This is a genomic window from Arthrobacter sp. B1I2 (assembly GCF_030816485.1).
Taxonomy (GTDB): domain Bacteria; phylum Actinomycetota; class Actinomycetes; order Actinomycetales; family Micrococcaceae; genus Arthrobacter.
Genome location: NZ_JAUSYC010000001.1, coordinates 2,407,023 through 2,426,351 on the forward strand (window position 1 = coordinate 2,407,023; position 19,329 = coordinate 2,426,351).

At 66.5% G+C, this 19,329-nt stretch carries 18 protein-coding genes and 1 tRNA gene; 10 read left to right on the plus strand and 9 right to left on the minus strand.

Features of this window, described 5'->3' with window-relative positions; translation table 11 throughout:
• The first annotated feature begins 126 nt into the window (after nt 1-126).
• Nucleotides 127-4,530: an AAA family ATPase gene (locus QFZ57_RS11280; RefSeq protein ID WP_306900295.1), complete on the plus strand. Its 4,404-nt coding sequence runs from the start codon at nt 127-129 to the stop codon at nt 4,528-4,530.
• Between the two features lie 102 nt (nt 4,531-4,632).
• Here QFZ57_RS11280 and QFZ57_RS11285 read toward each other — a convergent pair whose 3' ends face one another.
• From QFZ57_RS11285 to QFZ57_RS11295, 3 genes are all read right to left on the minus strand, one after another.
• Entirely contained in the window at nt 4,633-5,376 is a 744-nt protein-coding gene (locus QFZ57_RS11285; protein ID WP_306630518.1) for an RcpC/CpaB family pilus assembly protein, read from the minus strand.
• Nucleotides 5,377-5,488: 112 nt separating this feature from the next.
• Nucleotides 5,489-5,761: an FmdB family zinc ribbon protein gene (locus tag QFZ57_RS11290; protein WP_306630519.1), complete on the minus strand. Its 273-nt coding sequence runs from the start codon at nt 5,759-5,761 to the stop codon at nt 5,489-5,491.
• 111 nt (nt 5,762-5,872) lie between these two features.
• Complete coding sequence (locus QFZ57_RS11295) at nt 5,873-6,493, minus strand: 5-formyltetrahydrofolate cyclo-ligase (protein ID WP_306630520.1); 621 nt, start codon at nt 6,491-6,493, stop codon at nt 5,873-5,875.
• Between the two features lie 106 nt (nt 6,494-6,599).
• Between QFZ57_RS11295 and galU the strand changes: the two genes are divergently transcribed.
• From galU to QFZ57_RS11315, 4 genes are all read left to right on the plus strand, one after another.
• Complete coding sequence (gene galU / locus QFZ57_RS11300; RefSeq protein WP_306630521.1) at nt 6,600-7,505, plus strand: UTP--glucose-1-phosphate uridylyltransferase GalU; 906 nt, start codon at nt 6,600-6,602, stop codon at nt 7,503-7,505.
• 4 nt (nt 7,506-7,509) lie between these two features.
• Nucleotides 7,510-8,130, plus strand: a complete 621-nt coding sequence (locus QFZ57_RS11305) for a GNAT family N-acetyltransferase (RefSeq protein ID WP_306630522.1) — start codon at nt 7,510-7,512, stop codon at nt 8,128-8,130.
• Between the two features lie 105 nt (nt 8,131-8,235).
• Nucleotides 8,236-9,144, plus strand: coding sequence for a hypothetical protein (locus QFZ57_RS11310; protein ID WP_306632484.1), 909 nt, complete (start codon nt 8,236-8,238; stop codon nt 9,142-9,144).
• Between the two features lie 132 nt (nt 9,145-9,276).
• Nucleotides 9,277-9,349: transfer RNA gene (locus QFZ57_RS11315), tRNA-Ala, on the plus strand.
• Between the two features lie 155 nt (nt 9,350-9,504).
• Here the strand turns inward: QFZ57_RS11315 and QFZ57_RS11320 are convergent.
• Nucleotides 9,505-10,395 carry an LGFP repeat-containing protein gene (locus QFZ57_RS11320; RefSeq protein WP_306630523.1) on the minus strand — a complete coding sequence of 297 codons (891 nt, stop codon included), beginning with the start codon at nt 10,393-10,395 and terminating at the stop codon, nt 9,505-9,507.
• 10 nt (nt 10,396-10,405) lie between these two features.
• Nucleotides 10,406-11,500 carry a hypothetical protein gene (locus QFZ57_RS11325; protein WP_306630524.1) on the minus strand — a complete coding sequence of 365 codons (1,095 nt, stop codon included), beginning with the start codon at nt 11,498-11,500 and terminating at the stop codon, nt 10,406-10,408.
• 279 nt (nt 11,501-11,779) lie between these two features.
• Here QFZ57_RS11325 and QFZ57_RS11330 point away from each other — a divergent pair, with 279 nt between their 5' ends.
• Nucleotides 11,780-11,932 (plus strand): hypothetical protein, encoded by a 153-nt coding sequence (locus tag QFZ57_RS11330; protein WP_018760353.1) that lies wholly within the window; start codon nt 11,780-11,782, stop codon nt 11,930-11,932.
• Between the two features lie 90 nt (nt 11,933-12,022).
• The gene (locus QFZ57_RS11335) at nt 12,023-12,187 is read left to right on the plus strand and encodes a hypothetical protein (protein WP_306630525.1); all 165 of its coding nucleotides are present in this window, start codon (nt 12,023-12,025) and stop codon (nt 12,185-12,187) included.
• Nucleotides 12,188-12,334: 147 nt separating this feature from the next.
• Here the strand turns inward: QFZ57_RS11335 and corA are convergent, their stop codons facing one another.
• On the minus strand, nt 12,335-13,330 hold the full coding sequence (corA, locus tag QFZ57_RS11340; protein WP_306630526.1) for a magnesium/cobalt transporter CorA: 996 nt from the start codon (nt 13,328-13,330) through the stop codon (nt 12,335-12,337).
• The gene (locus tag QFZ57_RS11345) at nt 13,331-13,825 is read right to left on the minus strand and encodes an Lrp/AsnC family transcriptional regulator (RefSeq protein WP_306632485.1); all 495 of its coding nucleotides are present in this window, start codon (nt 13,823-13,825) and stop codon (nt 13,331-13,333) included.
• A gap of 169 nt (nt 13,826-13,994) precedes the next feature.
• Here QFZ57_RS11345 and QFZ57_RS11350 point away from each other — a divergent pair, with 169 nt between their 5' ends.
• Nucleotides 13,995-15,257 (plus strand): MFS transporter, encoded by a 1,263-nt coding sequence (locus QFZ57_RS11350; protein ID WP_306630527.1) that lies wholly within the window; start codon nt 13,995-13,997, stop codon nt 15,255-15,257.
• A 20-nt stretch (nt 15,258-15,277) separates the two neighbouring features.
• Here the strand turns inward: QFZ57_RS11350 and QFZ57_RS11355 are convergent, their stop codons facing one another.
• Both QFZ57_RS11355 and QFZ57_RS11360 read right to left on the minus strand, forming a co-directional pair.
• A complete protein-coding gene (locus tag QFZ57_RS11355; protein ID WP_306630528.1) occupies nt 15,278-15,781 on the minus strand; it encodes an Lrp/AsnC family transcriptional regulator in 504 nt (167 codons plus the stop codon).
• A 141-nt stretch (nt 15,782-15,922) separates the two neighbouring features.
• Nucleotides 15,923-17,161 carry an MFS transporter gene (locus QFZ57_RS11360; protein WP_306630529.1) on the minus strand — a complete coding sequence of 413 codons (1,239 nt, stop codon included), beginning with the start codon at nt 17,159-17,161 and terminating at the stop codon, nt 15,923-15,925.
• Nucleotides 17,162-17,278: 117 nt separating this feature from the next.
• On the opposite strand from QFZ57_RS11360, the gene QFZ57_RS11365 reads away from it, so the two are divergent.
• The gene (locus tag QFZ57_RS11365; RefSeq protein WP_306632486.1) at nt 17,279-18,253 is read left to right on the plus strand and encodes a LysR family transcriptional regulator; all 975 of its coding nucleotides are present in this window, start codon (nt 17,279-17,281) and stop codon (nt 18,251-18,253) included.
• A 100-nt stretch (nt 18,254-18,353) separates the two neighbouring features.
• Nucleotides 18,354-19,319: an N-acetylglucosamine kinase gene (locus QFZ57_RS11370; RefSeq protein ID WP_373461232.1), complete on the plus strand. Its 966-nt coding sequence runs from the start codon at nt 18,354-18,356 to the stop codon at nt 19,317-19,319.
• Nucleotides 19,320-19,329 lie beyond the last annotated feature (10 nt).

Below are 19,329 nucleotides of genomic sequence, written 5' to 3' on the forward strand. Positions count from 1 at the left end.
TCCTAAGTGGCCGGCCTCCGGAAGCGGGGGCCGGCCGCTGCTTTTCCCGGATGAATCCTCCGCAATTTCCCTGCTCCAGTGTTGCGGTCTCTCAAGTCCGGGGCCGAAGCGGCTACTCTCGAATCTATGCCGGTATGGTCCAGGACGTCACGTGCAAACGCAGAAAAGAAGGCAGAAGTGTCAGTTGGTCAAGGCCACCCGGAAGGCTCGGAAGAGCTTCGTAAATGGCTGTCCGGGCTTAAACCCGTTACCGGTGCGGACACGATGCTGCGCTTTACCAAGACGCCGGAAGGTTCCATCGACCTTACCTCCGCCCACCCCTCAGGTTTGGCCCAGCTCATGGCCGGGCGCCGCACGCGCCTGTCCACGCTGATCCGTGACCGGCAGCAGTACGTGGTGGCGGCCAGGGCTTCGCGCAACATCCGGTCCAAGATTTTTGAGCTCGCCAACGACCGCGGCATCGACGCCGGGTACCTGTCCGCGGGCACTGTGGTGTGGACGTCCGCCGTCGGGGGCAAACCCCAGCGGGTGTCAGCCCCGGTCATGCTGACCGCCATCTCCCTCACGGTGCGCCCGGGCGAGGATGACTTCGAACTGCAGCTCACCGAGCAGGCGCACATCAACCCCGCTTTGGTGCGGCATCTGAAGAACATCCACGGCATCGTCTTCGACGTCAACGCTGTGACCCGCCTCGCCTACAGCACTGCCCGGTTCGACCCCCAGCCCGTGCTGGACCGGCTGGCGACCCTCATCCGGCCCATCCACGGAGCGGAAACCCAGCACAACCTGCTCGTTTCCACCTTTGCCGACCTCTCCGGCAACCTCGACGACCCATGGATCAACGACTCCCATCCCGTTGTGTCCGCCCTGGCCACTGCCGCCGGCGGCGAAGTGGTGGACGTCGAGGAACCGGACCCCTCCCGTTTCCCGCCTCTGGACAACAGGCATCCCAAGGACGAGCTGCTGCTGCTGGATGCGGACACTGACCAGCAGTACGTCGTCGATGCGGCCCGCGCCGGAGACTCCCTGGTGGTCAGCAGCCCGCCCGGCACCGGGCAGACCCAGACGGCTATCAACACCATCGGTGCCTTGGTGGATGCCGGTAAGACCGTGCTGGTGGTGGGCGACCGCCGCGCCAGCCTGAATGAGGTCTCCGGGCACCTCGAGTCGCTGGGGCTGGAGTCCATCCTGTTCCAGCTTTCCGGAAACGTCAGCGCGCAGCAGCTGAAGGGCCAGCTGGTCCGGGCCATCGTGCGAAACGAAAAGTCGCTGGAACCGCAGCTTGGGAACCTCCACAACACCCTGATCGAACACCGGCACGCGCTCATGGACCACGTGGCGTCGCTCCACAACGTCCGCGATCGTTGGGGCTGCTCGCCCTACCAGGCCATGCAGTCGCTCGCCGAGCTCACCTCCATCCACCCGGCACCCGCCACCACGGTCAGGCTCAAGCGAAGCGTGCTGGACAGCATCCGGGACCGCGAGGAACTGGCGGGCAGGCTCCGGCGCGCCGCGGAACTGGGCAGCTTCAGCAAGGCCGCCACAACCAGCCCGTGGCACGGGGCCCGGCTGTTGACCCGCAAGGAAACCGAGGAAGCCCAGGACCTGGTCCGCTCCGTCGCCAAGAGCCTCCCGGTACTGCGCGACCGCATGGACGCCGTTGCCGAGCACGCCGAAATCCGTCTCGGTGAATCCTTTGCCGAGTGGGGTGAGCAGCTGGAACTGCTGGTCGCCGTCCGCGAAAGCCTCGACAAATTCACCCCGGACATCTTTGACCGGCCCGTGACGGACCTGATTTCCGCCACGGCGCCGTCCGCCTGGCGGCGTGAGCGCGGCATCGAGCTGACCGCAATGCAGCGATCCAGGCTGCGCCGGGTGGCCAAGGAATATGTCCGTCCGGGCGTCCACATCGCGGACCTGCACTCGTCCCTGGTGCTGGTCCAGGAACAGCGCGCCCTGTGGGCAGGCTACGCCACCACGCAGCGGCACCCCGCCGTTCCGTCCGGCCTGGCCGAAATGAACGCCATGTACCGGTCCCTGGACCGTGAGCTGGCACAGCTGGGCGAGGCGCTGCGGCACACTGCAGACGGCGGGTCGCTCTCCAGCGTTCCCTATGCGCAGCTGATGGAACGCCTGGAGCGCCTGGTGGCGGACACCGATACGCTCAAGACCCTGCCCGAACGCACCCTCCTCATCGAGAACATGCGCGAACATGGCCTGGGCGAGCTCCTTGCCGACCTCGCCGAGCGCGAAGTCCCGGAGGGATCTGTTGCGGCCGAACTGGAGCTGGCCTGGTGGCAGTCCGCGCTTGAGGCCATGATCAGCGGTGATGACTACCTGGCCATGTCCGACGGCGACGCCCTGCGCCAGCTTGAAGCAGAATACCGGCTGGCGGACAACGCACACATCGCCAGCGGCGCCGCCCGGCTGCGGTGGGACCTGGCGGAGCGGTGGCGCACAGCCGTCGCTGCCCAGCCCCGCCAGGCCGATCTCCTGCGCAGTTTGCTCAAGGACGGCAGGGTCTCCCTGCCGGCCCTGACAGCACAAGCTCCCGAACTGATCGGCACACTGGTTCCCGTCTGGTCTGTCAGCCCGTACCTGATGACGGGCCTGCTTCCGGCCGAACAGCACTTCGACGCCGTCGTGATCCTCGACGCCGAAGCCACGTCCCTGCAGGCGGTCCTGCCTTCGATCGCCCGTGCCCGGCAGGTCATTGCCTTCGGCGACTCGCGCATCGCTACCCCGCGGACCTTCACCGTGGGTGTGGAGCGGCTGGCACCCGGGGAGTCGGCCCACCAGCGCGTGGAGAGTGCCTTCACCGCACTTTCCGCTGTGCTGCCGGTATGGCGGCTCAACGTGGTGTACCGGGCGGTGGACGAGGACCTGGTCCTTCAGCTGAGCAAGAACTTTTACGACGGCGGCCTGCGCCGGCTGCCCGAAGGCCAGTCGGCCACGGGGCTGGACAGGGCCCTGCTGGTGGAATACCTTCCGGACGGCACCGGCCTTCCCAGTGCCGACCACGAGGGCGTGGAATCCGTGGTTGCGGAGGTCAACCGGGTGGTGGAACTGGTCTTCGAGCACGCCCGCCTGCGTCCGCGCACTTCACTGGCGGTGGTCACGGCCAGCCTGCGGCACGCCGCCAGGATTGGCGAGTCAATCAGGCTTCACCTGTCCAATCAGCCCGGCCTGGCCGGTTTCTTTGGCGCCGGCCCGGAGTCCTTCCGGGTGGTGGACCTCGAACGTGCCCAGGGCCTGGTCCGCGACCACGTCATTTTCTCGCCGGGTTTCGGGCGGACCCCGCATGGCAGGGCACTCCACAACTTCGGGCCGCTGTCCGCTGAGGGCGGCCGGGAGAAATTCGCCCTGGCCATGACCCGGGCGCGGCGTTCCCTGCACGTGCTCACCTGCTTCCGTCCCGAGGACCTGGACCGCACCCGGCTCACCCACGGGGCAGTGGATCTCTACACGCTGCTCGACCGGGAAATTTCCGGCAACACGGACCTCGGCACTCCCGCGTCCCGTGCCGCCGCCAGCGAGCAGGCGCTCGGAGCGGACCCCCTGGTGGCAGACCTGGGGGACCGGCTGCGTGCGCGCGGCGCAAGGGTCTGGCACCAGTACGACGGCGCAATCGACGTTGTTGCCGCGGCGGACCCCCTGAACACCATGGGCCAGGACGACGCGGATCTCCCGCGGCCGGTGGCCATCGAGTCCGACGGCACGGGGCAATACCGCACCATGAGCGTCCGCGAACGCAGCCGGCTGCGCCCGCAACTGCTTGAACGCCTGGGCTGGCGGTACATGCCGCTGTGGACCATCGAGGTTTTCACCGACCCCTCATCCTGCGCCGACCGCATTGCCGGGTACCTGGGCCTTGAAAAGATGGTGCTGCCGGCCCGGAGCGCGTCGTCCGCCGGGTTCCTTGACGACGATTTCAATCACGATCTGCATGGGATCGACGAACCGCCTGCCGGTGTTTCCTACCTGCCCCGGGACGCCGGCGGGCACCGAAACAGCGATGGCGGGAACCGCCGTCAGGACGACGGTGGAAACCGGCAGGGGGCTGGGGAAGACGTCTCCGGTTCCGGCTCAAGCCACAACAGTGCGGGCCACAACAGCACGAACGATGACCCCACGGGCCAGAACAGCACAGGCCAGAACAGCACGGGCCAGAACAGCACGGGCCAGAACAGCACAGGCCAGGACGGCCAGGGCAGGCGGGCCGGTGCCCCCGCCACCAAGGAAGCGGCTCCCACGACTGCCGATAACAGCCCGGAGGAAGACAGGCCCGAGGAAGATATGCGCCCGAACGACAACATGGACGAGAACAGGAACGGGAAGCTGGAACCCGGAACCGAGGGGGCCGATTCTGCGGACTCCACGGCACCTGCCCCGGCTGCCCGGCCCGCTACAGGTGGTACCGAAGAGCTCCTCCCGAGCAAGGCGGCGGAAGACGACGCCCGCAGTTGGGGCGATCGGGACGAGAACCACGACAACTGGTTGAAGGAACAGAAGCCGCCGCACTGGGGCTGACCGCCGCCGGGCCGAATCGGCCCTGCCCCGGGTCGATGCGCCGGGGTTAGTGCCTGGGACTAGCGGCGCCGGCATTTGTGCCCTACGGCTTGTGCCCGCGGGTTAGGGCGGCCCGACCAGGACGAAGAACAGTTTGCCCTCGGTGGAGGCTCCGGCCAGGCGTGAGGATTGTTCGGCGTTGGCTGCCACCACGATCAGGCCGTCTGTCTCCGTGGTACCCAGCCACTGTCCGCTCTGCGCGCCCTTGTTCGAGGTCCACAGCACCGGGACGGCAGACGCCAGCACTTCAGAGGGGCCCTGCTGGTCGAATCCATTGGCGGATGTCAGCACCACATTGACCAACTGGCCGGGGGAGACCAGCTGGATGGATGAGGCATCTGCCATCCGCAGTGGAACCGCGGCCGAACCGGGAGGTGTGCCCGCCAGAAGCCCGGGGCCCAGCAGCTGCGCGTCGGTAAGGAGCTGGCCCTTGCGCAGCGGCGCGGCCAACTGCTTGCCTGCCGCTGCGGCGCCTTCCCGGAGAAAGCCATCGGCCACCATCCCGGGCGGCACTTGCACGCGGGCCAGATCTGCTTCGGTCACCGCAGTTCCGGCGGGCAGGTCCCGTGCAGCGGCCAGGGCGGTGACGGTGGACAGTGGGGCAGGAGTGATCTGCTGGACGGTAATGGCCGCAGCCGCACTTAGAAGCAAGGCCGCGGCGAGGCGGCGGTTCCGGCTTAACCAGCCGGCAACCCGGAGGCGCAGGGGACGCTTTCCGGGGCGGCGGCCAACCTTGCGGGTACTGCTGGCACTTCGGAAATTCGTGGGAAACCGAAGGCCATCGCGGCGGCGGGGAAGTATGGGCATGCGCCCACGCTAATCAAAGCCGACGCGGCTGGGGAGCCAGGACGGCGGCTATGTGGACAAAGGCGTCCGGACGCTGGAACGCGCCGGCCGCCGTCGTAATGACCTGGGCTGCTTAGCTGGCTGCGGCTGCCGGCGCCGAAGCGGCGGGGGCAGCAGCGGGCGCAGCCGGAGTGGCGGCTGGTGCCGGGGAGACGGCGCTGCCTTTGGAATCGCGGGAGTCCGTGCGGTAGAAACCTGAACCCTTGAAGACGACGCCGACGCTGTTGAACTTCTTGCGCAACGTGCCCTGGCATTCAGGGCAGGACGTCAGGCTGCTGTCCGAGAACGACTGGACGATGTCGAAGGCGTGGCCGCAATCCTTGCAGGCGTAAGCATATGTTGGCACTGGTGCTCCTCCTCTTGGGCAAACGAGAGGTCCCGTGCTGCCATCTGGTAAACCATTAGCAGTCGCAGGGCCTGAGTGCTAATTCTATCACTGTGCCCGGGAGCTCCGGGATCAGGCGCCGCCCGCCAGCGGCCGGTAACCGGACGGAGCCAGGACGGCCGGGACCGGCCGGTCGAACTCCTCAGCCGGAATCCGGCCTGCGGGCAGCAATTCGTCGTCGTAGATAACAGCGGCCAGCGGAATTTCCTTCCCTGCCGTGGCAAGGTGCCCCAGGAATTTGTCGTAGTACCCGCCGCCCTGGCCGATTCTGTTGCCCGCGAGGTCCACGGCCGTAGCCGGAATGAAAAGCATTGCTGCACCGCCGGCCGTCTCCGGCCCGTGCCGGAGGCCTGCAGGTTCCAGGATCGGCGCATATCTGCTGCGCTCGAAGCCGGTGTCCGGCGTCCAGAACACCCAGCTCAGCTCGCGGCCGGGTTCGCATACCGGAAGCAGCACCTTTTGCCCGCTGCGATGCAGGGCGTGAATCAGGGGCAACGTGGGCGGTTCATGTCCCACGCCAAGATACACGCAGGCTATCCCGGGGCGGTTCCCTGTGACCGCCGTTGCCCACGCTTCCCCGTGAGCTGCCAGGGCAGCGCCGGCCACTTCCAGTTGCGCCGGCGTCAGGGTTGCCCGGCGCCGCCGGTGGGTGGCCCGGATGTCGTCCTTGACCGCGTTCGTCTCCTGCAGCATGGTGTCCTTCCTGCGTTGCCCGGCATTCCGGGGCTTTTCCCTCCAGACGTGGGCCTGCCCCGCCGGTGGTTACTGAAATGCTTGACGCTGACGTTAGATTAGACCGGTGAACACCAGTAACCCCAGAGTCCGCAAAGCCGTCATTCCCGCAGCGGGCCTGGGCACCAGGTTCCTGCCTGCCACCAAGGCGATGCCGAAGGAAATGCTGCCCGTCGTGGACAAGCCTGCCATCCAGTACGTGGTGGAGGAAGCCGTCCACGTGGGCCTCAATGATGTGCTGATGATTACGGGCCGCAACAAGCGGGCCCTGGAAGACCACTTCGACCGGGTGCCGTCCCTCGAATCCACCCTGAAGGACAAAGGGGACATAGAGAAACTTGCGTCCGTCCAGGCGGCCAGCCAGCTGGGCGACATCCACTACGTCCGGCAAGGCGACCCCCATGGTCTTGGCCATGCGGTGCTCCGTGCAAAGCAGCATGTGGGCGAGGAAGCCTTTGCTGTACTGCTGGGTGATGACCTGATTGACGCCCGCGACGAACTGCTCAGCACAATGATTGACGTCCATGCCAAGACCGGAGGGTCCGTCGTGGCCCTCATTGAAGTGGAGCCCTCGCAGATCAGCGCCTACGGCTGCGCAGACGTGCAGGCGATCGACGGCGAAGACTACGTCCGCGTCAACCGGTTGGTGGAGAAGCCGTCCCCGGAGGAAGCGCCGTCCAACCTTGCCCTGATCGGGCGTTATGTCCTGCACCCCGCCGTTTTCGGCGTCCTCGAGCACACCGGGCCGGGGCGGGGAGGGGAAATCCAGTTGACGGATGCCCTCCAGGAACTTGCCACCGGTGACGCTGAGGGGTACGGCGTGTACGGCGTCGTGTTCCGAGGCCGGCGCTACGACACCGGGGACAAGCTCAGCTACCTCAAGGCCTGCATCCAGTTGGCCATCGACAGCGATGACCTGGGCCCGGGCCTGCGCGAATGGCTTCCGGGTTTCACTGCGGACCTTTCCCGGTAGCGCCGTGCGCAGTGGTCCCATCTGGCCGGTCTCCCTGGAATGCGGCGACCTGGTCCTGCGGCCCATCCGGTACCGCGACAAGAACGAATGGATGGAGGTGCGCTCGCGGAACAGCGAGTGGCTGCAGCCATGGGAGGCCTCCAACCCGGACCCCGGCGGCCGGCTCCCCGATTACCGGCACATGGTCCGGTCGCTCAAGGTGCAGGCCGGCCAGGCCACCGCGCTGCCCTTCCTCATTACAGAGCGGAGGCCGGGCCTCAGGAGCCCCGCTATAGTGGGCCAGCTGACGGTGTCTTCAATTGTCTGGGGTTCAGCCATGATGGCCACCCTTGGGTACTGGGTGGATCAGGCGAGGGCAGGGCGGGGGATAGCCCCCACCTCCGTGGCTTTGGTGACTGACCACTGCTTCAGAACCCTTGGCCTGCACCGGATGGAAATCAACATCCGGCCCGAGAACGGCCCCAGCCTGCGGGTGGTGGAGAAGCTGGGGTTCCGGGACGAGGGGTACCGGCCCCGATTCCTCCACATCAACGGCAAATGGGCTGACCACCGTTCGTTCGCCCTCACCTCGGAAGAAGTCCCGGAGGGGCTGCTGGGTCCCTGGTTGGCTTCCCGCCGGTCATAAATCCAACGGTTTGCCAGCGGGGCCACGACACACCGCGGGTAATGCGGCCTGAGCAGGCATGATGCTCATACGGTTTTGAGTGTGGACTTCCCCCTTAGCAGCTCAGTGATCCTCGTGGTTGCCGTCGCGCTCTGGATTGTATGGGTTGCCCCTTACGTCCTCCGGAACCGCAGGCACCAGTTCCAGCCCGCCGGTGAGTTCCTTGCAGACGCCCCCGCCGATGAGGGGCCGGACCCGCACGCCGGCCTGGTCTTGAACGTCGCCGCCCAGCAGGAGAAAGCCATGGAATCCAGGAAGAGCCCGGCATCCGCTGCCGGCGCTGCCAGCACCCCGTCTCCAGCCCGGTTCCGCATCCGCTATGGACGGACGGCTTTGGCCCTTGTGGGGCTGCTCTCCCTGGTCACGGCCTTCATCTCGGGTGTCCTGGCTGCATTCGGCGTTGGCTCGCCGGCTCTTCCGCTCCTGTGCACGGTGCTGACCGTTGCGTCGGTAGCGCTGCTGCGTTTCCTCGCTGTCCGCGACCGCAAGGCCAAAGTCGATGCGGCGTTCCGCTCGGCCATGAGTGCGCCGGCACGCCGCCCGGACCCCGCCGAAGCCATTCCTCCGAAGCCCGAGGCTGCCCCGATGCGGCCGGAAAGCCCGCTCTTCGACGCTGAGGCAGGCCAGACCAAAATCAAGCGGCTGACTGTCGCGGAACTCCGTGAAGCAGCCCTCGCCGTCGCCGTCGCTGCCGGTGACACCAGCGCTGCAGCGGCCGTGGAAACCACTCCCGCGGGCACCCCCTGGGAGCCGGTGGAAGTCCCAAAACCCGTTTACGTGGAGGCGGCCAAGGCGAAGCGTCCTGAGCCCGAGCCGCTTGAACTTCCCGAGGCACCCAAAGCGGTCGGCAAGCCATCCCTGAAGCAGGGGGCTGCCGGGGCACCGGCGGCAGAGGCCGCCGAAGCGCAGCAGATGACGAAGGCACAGACTGCGCTCAGCAATCTCGACGACGTCCTTCAGCGCCGCCGCGCCTAGGGTTGCGTCGGGGTGCTTTGGCGCCTCATCGGATGGTCAGCGCGTCAATTGGCATTGGGACCGGAAAATTTGTAGCCTAGGGACACCGGTTCCGCACCCGCCTGGAGTACATCGCAGGTTGCGGGCACTTCCGGGGCTATAGCTCAGTTGGTAGAGCGCTTCGTTCGCATCGAAGAGGTCAGGAGTTCGAATCTCCTTAGCTCCACAAGATTCACACCGCCCACCCACCTTTTGCCTTGTGGTGCGTCTTGAGCGGCCCTGGCCGGGGGGCTATGCGCACGGACCGCCCCCGGCCGGCGCCTGGTTTTCACGGATCAGGCACCGGCGACCCAGAGAAGATCCTGCGCGCCACGCGGCCCCTTACTCGATTCTTGCGGTCCCATCCTTGGAGATCGTGATCCTGCCGCCCTGGAAGTCCTGGACTGTGCTGCCGTCGGCGGTGACGTAGTTGTCAGTCGTCGGGTAGCCGAGCCTGCCCCCTTCGAAGCCGGTGCCCGCCCATGCGTCGCGCGTCGCGCCGGTGGACAGATGAACTCCTGTTGCCGGACTGGAGATAAGCGCGCCCTTCTGGAAGTTGGTGTACGCGCCGCCGTCCTTCAGGCCGGTGACCCGGTTAGTCGCTGGAAAACCAAGGGCAGACAGGCCGCCAACAGTTTCGAACTTGGCATTGTAGTCAGCTGCCATGGAGTAGGCGCCGAGGCCTGCCGTCCAGTAGATGGCCCCGCCCTGATAAGTCTGCGTCACCCCGCCGGCGACGGAAATTTCGTCGCCGGTGGGGTAGCCGAGGTAGCCGTTTTCGAAGCCTGTAAGGGCCCAGGCGCCACGGGTGGCTCCGGCGGAAACATGGGCGCCGGTAGCGGGTGACCACAGGAGGGACCCGTACTGGAAGTTCTGGTAGACACCGCCGTCTTTGATTCCCGTCTGCCGGCTCGCGGGATAACCCAGGGCGCGGCCCATCGCATCGTATTTCTGGAAGATAGCCCCGTTCACCACGAACGTTCCTGCAGCCGTGGAGGTAATCACGCCGCCCTGGTAATTCTGGGCAACGCCGCCGGGAACGGCGTATTCATCACTGGTTGGGTAGCCGAGGGTGCCATGCTCAAAGCCCGTGGACGCCCAGACATCCCGAATTGCACCCACAGAGACCCGGGGCCCATAGGAAGGCGTCCAGATGATGGCTCCGCCTTGGTAGCTCTGGTAGGCGCCGCCTTCCTTCAGGCCAAAGACGACGTCCGTGGTCGGGTACCCCAAGCGGCCGCCTTCAAAGCCTGTAGAAGCCCACTTCTCCCGAATCGGTCCCACAGAAATTGGCCCCGCTGGATGGTGACCAAAGAATGGCTCCGCCTTCATAGTTCTGGTAAACGCCGCCGTTCTTGAGGCCACCCACTTCGTCTGTAGTCGGGTAGCCGAGGACGCCGTCCTCGAAATTGGTCGCCGCGTAGAGTGCGCGAATTGAACCGACGGAGATTCTCGCTCCCGTGGCGGGGGACCAGAGGATGGCGCCACCCTGGAAGTTCTGGTAGGCGCCCCCGTTCTTGAGCCCACCGGTTTCATTCGAGGCCGGGCTACCGAGGCCACCCGCCGGACCGCCGGTCGTTGCGTACTTGTCAGTGATCTGCCCGAAGGGGTTGGCGGAGTACGGGGTAAAGATGTCGTCCACGGCACCCATGATGATCCGGTCGCCGGGCCTGTTGGTGCGGAGGAACTGGTTGACGACGCCCAGGCTGGTGGAGATACAGCCGGCGGATGTGGTGCGGCCCGCATGCAGGAAGATCGCGTAGGACGCGCCCTGGACAGTGTCCATGTCAGGCCGGCGGTTGTAGTTGATCACCGCCGCCTGTTCGTAATATCCCTGGTTCATGTAGTAGTAGAGGTTCTCGTCCGACGGACCGCCGGCACCCTCGAAGTACTGGTTGTACATGGGGCCGTACTCGCCGCCCCACCGGGAGTTCGGGTTGAGCGTGTGATAGGCGAGGGCCGTTCCTGGATTGGAGCGGCCGAGGGCCTCGCTGACGCTAAAGGAGCCCGTGGGGGATTTGAAAGTGTCCTCCCAGGTCAGTCCTGGCGGGGCAAAACCTTTCAGCCCCGAGTAGCCCCAGTCCTGCCACTCCTGGATGTAGCCGTTGCCGGAGCGGACGCATACGGTAATGGTCACTACGTTTGAGCTACGACTTTCCGCTGTGGCGAATGTGACCCGGTTGGCGCTGAATCCGGAGTATTTTGTTTGTCCGGCGGAGAGGCGCTGGCAAGGGTTGTAGACCTGGGCGGAAGCTGTGGCGCTGCCTGTACCAAGGAAAGCGCTGCCCGCGAGGACGAGCACTGCCAAGGCGAGCGAGATCGGTTTGGGTTTAGGCACAGGCTACCTTCTTATGGGCAGGGATAGCTTTCCCCGCAGTGTGGTGGGTTGGCAGACCCTAAACCCGCTCTGACGTGGGTCGATACGGAGTCCGGGGCCGACTGCCCTCAGGCTACGACCCCGCTGGCCAACTGATGCCCTTTAATGTGCCAGCCACGCCGATGCCGTTTTTCCCGGTGGTTCTTCGCGTCGCATCCATGGCTCTGGACTGTGAAGTCGGTCAGCGAAACGCCGGTTGATGCCCGACCCATTCCTACCGGGCAGGCCTAGAGTTGGCCCATGGGAATCATCATCGGACTTCTTGTCATCTGGCTCATCCTGTCCATCGTCGGTTTCGTCGTGAAGGGCCTTCTCTGGCTCGCCATCATCGGCCTGGTCCTCTTCGTCGCCACCGGCGTCTGGGGCTGGCTGAAGCGCAGAACCAACGCCTGACCGCGGCCGCAGGGAAATCTTGCGGTTGGGCTTGTCCTGGTCATTTCAGGAGCACGGCGGCGAAGCCGGTTGCCGCTGTGGTGGGACCAGATGTTCGGTGCGCTGGTCCTGTACCTGGTCATGACAGGCATTATCTACATCGTGCTTGTGGCTCCGCCGGAAGAGCAATGGTGGACCTGGGATTTGTATTGGCCGCAGCCTGCCCACCACCGCCTGGCCCCGCTGGTGGCAGCCCTCGATTGGATAGTTCCTTGACCCCACACTCGACGGGGGCTGGGTGAGGGTGATGGGTGCCACCGGCCAGGTTCTCGCCACATTCCTCGTTGTTTCCCTCCTCGTGCACGCAACGGGCAACGCGCGGGTGGCCCTGGCCGCCGGACGGCTGCCCAAGCCGAAGTCCGGCTAGAGCCAGCCCTTCCTCTTGAAGATGCCGTACATAAGGCCGCCGGCGGCCACCATGAGGAACAAGGCCAAGGGATAGCCGAAGGACCAATGGAGTTCGGGCATCTTGTCAAAGTTCATCCCGTAGATTCCGGCCACGAATGAGGGCGCAAAAAGGATTGCCGCCCAGGACGAGATTTTTTTGACCTGTTCGTTCTGCTCGGCACTGGCCTCGTTCTGCCGGTTCGCAGTCAGTGTCCCGTCCAGGGTCAGGGCGTTCTGCAGCAGGTCGCGGAACGAGTCCGCCCGGGAGATCACCCGCTCAACATGGTCTTCCACGTCGCGCAGGTTGTGCCGCAGTTCGCTTTCCACTTCGTATTTCTCGAAGCCGCGCTTCAACTGGTCCAGCATCTCGGGCAGGGGGTGGATGGCGCGCTGGAACTGGATGACCTCCCGGGCGAGTTCATATATTCGCCGGGACACCGAGGAATCCCCGCTGAACAGCTGGTCCTCGATCTCATCAATGTCGTTTTCCAGCCCTGCCACCACCGGCGCGTAGTCATCCACCACACGGTCCAGCAGTGCATACAGCACAGCTTCGGGCCCATACCGGAGGAGGTCCGGCCGTCCCTCCAGCCGCTGCCGCACCCTGGCTACGCCTGCGGTTTCTGCATGCCGCACCGTCACCACAAAATTCTTCCCGGTGAAGACGTGGAGTTCGCCGAACTCCACGGTCTCGTCAGCATCCACGTACCGGGCCGGCCGCAGGACAGTGAAAAGGTTGTCATCGTAACGCTCCAGCTTGGGCCGCTGGTGGGCTGAAACGGCATCCTCGACGGCAAGGGCGTGGAGCCCGAACTCGGCGGCCACGGCAGCCATTTCCTCCACAGTGGGCCGGTAGAGCCCAATCCACGCCATGCCGCCGTGCCGGGCCAGGGTGTCAAAAGTTTGTTCAAGGCTTTCGGGCTCTGCGTGGCGGACGCCGTTGACGTAGACGGCGTTATCGATGATGGTCATTCAGGAGATCCTAGCCGCCGGAGCTGCGGCGCTGCTGAGACCGCTGATGAGGGGCTCGGTCCGGTAGGGGATATGGGTGTGCAGGGCAAGGACGGTCTCTGTCCGAATGACGCCCTTGATCCTCAGGACCTGCCGCAGCGAGGACTGGAGGTTGTGCGTGTCTGTGGCCACCACCCGGCACCAGACGTCGCCGCGGCCGGAGATCTCATGGACCTCCAGGACCTGCGGGATGAGCCGCAGCGCCGCCACAACGCCGTCGAGCTCGCGGTGGGAGACCTCGATGGTCACGAAGGCCACCACGTCGTAGCCCACCGCCTCAAGGTCAACCTCGCGGCCGCCCGGGCTCAGCACGCCGGCGCGCAGCAGGCGGCGCACGCGGGACTGCGCCGTGTTGCGGGCGATGCCCAGGGATTCGCTGAGCTCGCCGATCTGGATCCGGGGATCCCTGATGAGGGCCAGGAGGATCTTCAAATCCGTGGGGTCCAACTTGTTCAAGATCGTCACTCTCCATCATTCAGGGATCCATAAGTTGATGATTGTGCTCAATTATCCCCGCAAAATCAGAGACATAGCGCAGCTGTGCCGCACTCTTTAACCATCACAGTTGTATCCGCGCCGGGCTCCCACAAGGACCGCCTGCCGCGGCGACCCCTAAGGCGGCACAATGACGGTTTTCAGCGAACTGCGCATGCGCCCGGTCACGGCCGCGGCCAGCGGGTGGAATGCCTCCACCATGGCGCGGCTGGTGATTTCGGGGGCGGCCATCTTCGTGCTCCTGGTGGGCGCCAACCTTGCCACGCCGCTGTACCCCCTGCTGCAGGCCAACCTCGGCCTGTCCAGCCTCGAGGTTACTGCGGCTTTCGCCAGCTACGTCCTTGCGCTGGTGGGAACGCTGCTGCTGGCCGGGCACTGGTCGGACCATATCGGCCGGCGGGCCGCCCTCCTGGTCGCTGTGCTGACCGGGCTGGCGGGTGGCTGGATTTTCGCGGAAGCGGGGACGTTGGCCGCGCTCTGCGCCGGACGGGCCCTGCAGGGAATCGCAGTTGCGCTCGCCACGGGCGCCAGCGCCGCCGCCCTGCGTGAGCTGCTCCCGTCCCGGCCGGAGTGGGCATCGCGCTTTACGCTGCTGGCGTCCTCCGGGGGAGTGGCAGCGGGCCCGGTCATTGGCGGGCTGTTGTCGCTGCTTCCCGGCGCCACCACGGCTCCCTACATCGTCCACTCGCTTCTGCTTGCCGGGCTCCTGGTGCCGCTGTACCTGATCCGGGCACGCCCGGCCATTATGGTTCCGGCAGTGTCCCGCCCGCTCCACGCCCTCGCCCCGCGACGTCCTTCCATTTCGCGGCAGGCGAGGGGCGCTTTCTGGCTGGCGTCCGGCGTCGGCTTCCTGAGCTTTGCCGTGTTTGGCTTCTCCCTGTCACTGGCGCCCGGTTATTTCGCGCAGGTCCTGGGCACGGACTCCCGGCCGCTGATCGGCGTATTGGCGGGCCTGCCGCTGGGGGCCTCGGCCCTGAGCCAGCTGGTCACCGTGCGCGGGCGGCTGACCGTGCCCGCGGGCCTGGCAGTACTGGGCGTCTCCGTCATACTGCTGGGGGCCGCCGGCGCATGGCACAGTCCCGTGTTGCTGGTGGGGGCCGCCGTCGCCGCTGGCGTGGGGCAGGGGCTGGCATTCCGGACTGTCTTCAACGAGGTGGCAGGCAGGGTTGAGCCGGCCATGCATGCCCAGATCATCAGCACCGTCTACGTGATCACGTATCTGGGGAGCGCGGTGCCGGTCCTGGGCTTGGGGTGGGCCAGCGCCGTGTTCGGGACGGCTGCAGCTGTACAGGGCTTCGTACTGGTGTGCGGCGCCGCGGCACTCGCCCTGTCCGCCGCGACGCTCACCACCGCGTTAACACGGCAGGGCGGGCAGCGGACCGGCGCCCTGTAACGGACCCGGCCCTCGGAGGGCTAGTCCGGCAGCGGTCCGTGGTTGCCCTGGATGTGTTCAAAGACAAGCGTGGTTTCGGTGTGGCCCACCACGGGGTCAGTGGCAAGATTGTCCAGGACCCAGTCCCGCAGGTCTTCGGTGCTTCCGACGGCGATATGCAGCAGGTAGTCCACGGAGCCTGAGGTGTGGAAGGTCGAAAGCACGGCGGGCAGGTGCGGCACGCGTGCAGTGAAGCGGTCGATCTGGTCCCGGTCATGGGCGCGGAGCCGCACGGCCACCAGGGCCTGCACCGACCTGCCGATGGCTGAGAGGCTCAGTTTTGCCTCATAACCCTGCACGATGCCCCGCTCCGACAGCGCGCGGGTTCGCATCAGGGCCGTGGACGGCGCGATCCCCACCATCTCGGCGAGCTGCTTGTTGGAGATTCTGGCATCGGCCACGAGGGCTGCCAGGAGGCGCTCGTCAATGGCGTCCAGCGGCTCCAGATGCGTCCCGGGCCTGATGTTCCTGGCATTCGTACTCACTGCGGTTCCTTCCACGCGGTCCTCAGTTCATCCTAGACCGCAGGACCCGCCGTCACAGGCGCGGCAGCTGCGCGTCCCGCCGAATATCCACACCGTGTTGCCGTCCTGCATTGCACGTTAATTCGCGGACAGCGCCTGGCGTCAGGCAGCCGTCACTTCCGCTCTGGGATTGACGACGGCGACAGTTGCGGCAGTGAGGCACGCCAAGGCCATGACGGCTCCGGCAAGTGCATTCCAGCCCCAGGCCTGGAAGGCCAGGCCGCCCGCCCAGCCCAGCAGGCTGGAGCCCAGGTAGTAGGCCAGGTTGTACAGCGATGCTGCCTGCGCCCGGCCAGTACTCGCAATGGCGCCCGTCCAGCCGGATCCGATGCTGTGAGCGGCGAAGAAACCGCCGGTAAACACCACCAGCCCGGACAGGATCAGCACCAGGGACGGGGTGAGGGTCAAGGCCAGTCCACCCACGGCGAGGGCAAGTCCGGCCAGCAGCACGTTCCGGCGCCCGTATCTGGTGGTCAGGCCCGCCGCCCAGCGGGAGGAGAAGGTGCCGGACAGGTATGCCAGGAAGATCAGGCTGATCACGGTGGTCGGCAACCCGAACGGTGCGCCGGACAGCCGGAAGCCCAGATAGTTGTACACGGCCACGAATCCACCCATCATCAGGAAGGCCTGGGCGTACAGGGCCAGCAGCCGGATATTCCGCAGGTGGCCCGCGAGCGTCCCAAGGGCACTGCTCATGCCGGAGGCCGGGGCCGGGACAAATCCCCGGGCACGTGGCACGAGGACAAGGAACGCAACGGCGGCAACGCCCGCCAGCACGGACACTGCGAGGGTTGCCGACCGCCAGCCCCAGAGTTCGCCGGCCGGTCCGGCCATCAGCCGCCCGGACAGTCCACCCAGGGTGGTACCGGCAACATAGCTGCCCGCTGCAAGCGCGGCGTGGGCTTTTCTCACCTCCTCGTTGAGGTAGGCGATGGCGACGGCGGGAATGCCGCCCAATGCCATGCCCTCCAGCAGCCGCAGGACCAGCAGCATGCCGAAGTTGGCGGACAACGGCACCAGCAGTCCCAGGACGGTTGCCGCGGAGATACCCCACATCATGGCCTTCACCCGGCCGATCCTGTCCGCCAGGAAGGACCAGGGAATCACGGTGGCTGCCAAGCCCACGGTGGCGAGCGAGATGGTGAGGGCGGCCTCTGCCGCAGTGACGCGCAGATCGGCTGCGAGGAGGGGCAGCACTGCCTGCGTGGAGTAGAGCTGTGCGAATGTGGCCACACCGGCGCACGACAGGCCGGCCAGGATCCGCCCGTAAGCCTTGGACCCCTTGGCATGGCCGTTCCAGGCCGGCACCGCGCCAGTCCCGGCACTCGCTCTTTGTCCCATCAAGTCAGCGTAGTCCTCCGGCAACGGATGCCTCCAATGCATACTTCGTGCGAAACTGATAGCAAAATCGGATTGATTTCCCTTGGCGGAGGCGACGGGGGAGCGAAAGGGGCGGCATTGGAACCGGACCGGAAACAATTGGCGCAACTGCTGCCCCTCCTGCCGGTACTCGCCGAACTGGGACGGACTGAACACGTCACGGAGACGGCGGAACTCCTCGGAGTACCCCAGTCAACGGTGAGCAGGGCAGTGGCCAGGGCCAGCGCCGCCGTCGGCACCGAACTCCTGGTCCGGGACGGCCGGGGGGTCCGCCTGACTCCTGCAGCCCATACCCTGTTGCCCTATATCGAGCAGGCGCTCGCGGAGTTCCAGGCGGGCCTGGACCTGGTCCGGAATGAGTCCGAAGTGGTCAGGGGCACCGTGTCCGTGTCGTTCCAGCACACCTTCGGGGAGGCCACGCTGCCGCTGCTGATCAGTGCGTTCCGTGCAAGGCATCCCGTCACCGGGTTCCGGCTCAGCCAGGGCGCGCGCAGCGCCTGCCTTGAAGAGCTGTCGCACGGAGAAGCAGACCTGGCCCTCACCGCGCCCGTGGCCCCGGCAGGCAAACTCCTCGATTCCGCGCCGCTGTACCGCGAACCCCTCCGGCTCGTGGTGCATCACGGCCACCCACTGGCGCGGCAGCGGATGGTGCGGCTGGCCGATATCCGCACCGAGCCGTTCGTTGCGCTGGGGCCCGGCTACGGGCTGCGTTCGCTGACGGACGCACTGTTCCGCGAAGCAGGGTACCGGCCCCGGATCGCCTTCGAGAGCCAGGATTCCCACACCGTCCGCGGGTTGGTCTCGGCAGGCCTCGGCGTCAGTATCCTGCCGCCGGGCGGTGACGCCCCCGGCAGGACGCTCCGCCCGGAAACGGGAGACCTGGGGTGGGTGGAAGTACCGCTTGACTCCGCGCTCGCCTTCCGTGAAGTCGGCGTCAGCTGGCGGCGGCGCAAACCCGAAAGCGAACCCGTACCGGCCAGGTTGTTCCGCGAACTGGTGGTGGCCCAGGGGCCAGGTTTGCTGGCCGGGCTGGTGACCGGGGCGGGCCGCTGACCGGACACGTGTCCGACGACGACGGCGGGCGGCGGCGCGGCGTGCCGTGAAGGATGTGTGCCCGCGCCCCAAAGACATCCCGCGCAAGTACCCTTGTGACGTGAGAAACACCCAGAACCCCGTCGCCAGTCCTGCCCAGCCCGCGCCGGGGCCGGCCAGCAATCCGCTCCACGGCAATCCTCTGCACGGCATTACGATCGGGCTGGACATCGGCGGCACCAAGACCCATGGCGTCCGCTTCGAGGACGGCCGCCCGGTCGCTGACGATTCGGCCGGGAGTTCCAACGTCCAGAACGTCAGCCGCGACCAGGCGGCACAAAATCTGGCGGAGCTTTTCGCCAGGATCGGCGGGGGCCGCGTGGACCGGGTCTACGCAGGGTCCGGCGGAATCGATACCGATGAGGACGCAGCCGCCCTGGCCGGCCTGATCCAGCCGCTGGCCCCGGAAGCCCGCGTCACCGTTGTCCACGACTCCCGGCTGCTCCTGGCAGCGGGCCGTGCCAGTACCGGGGTGGCCGTTATTGCGGGTACCGGCTCGGCCGCCTGGGGGCGCAACGCCGACGGCGGCGAGGCCAGGGCCGGCGGCTGGGGATACCTGCTGGGGGATGAAGGCAGCGGTTATTGGCTGGGCAGGGAAGCGGTGAGGCACAGTCTCCGCAGGATGAACCAGGGCCTGCCCATTGACCAGCTCACGGCAGCCCTCCTGGCATCATGCGGGCTGGACCATCCCAACAAGCTGATCGCGCTGTTCCACTCCCCGGATACGGGACGGCGTTTCTGGGCGCAGCAGGCCAGGCACGTTGTGGAAGCGTCAGCTGCCGGGCACCAGGAAAGTGCAGCCCTGCTTGACCAGGCCGGGCAGGACCTTGCTTCCTTGGCCGCGCAGGTGCTGGGCCAGCTGCAGATTCAGGGTCCCGTGATCCTGGGCGGCGGGCTGGGCATGAACGTGGCACCCCTGCAGGAGTCATTCCGCCGGAACCTCGGAGCCGCCGGGATCACGGACGTGAGGGTCCTGGACCAGGAACCGGTGTTCGGCGTCCTGCAGCTCCTGGCAGAGCCCGCCTGACAGCCGAGCC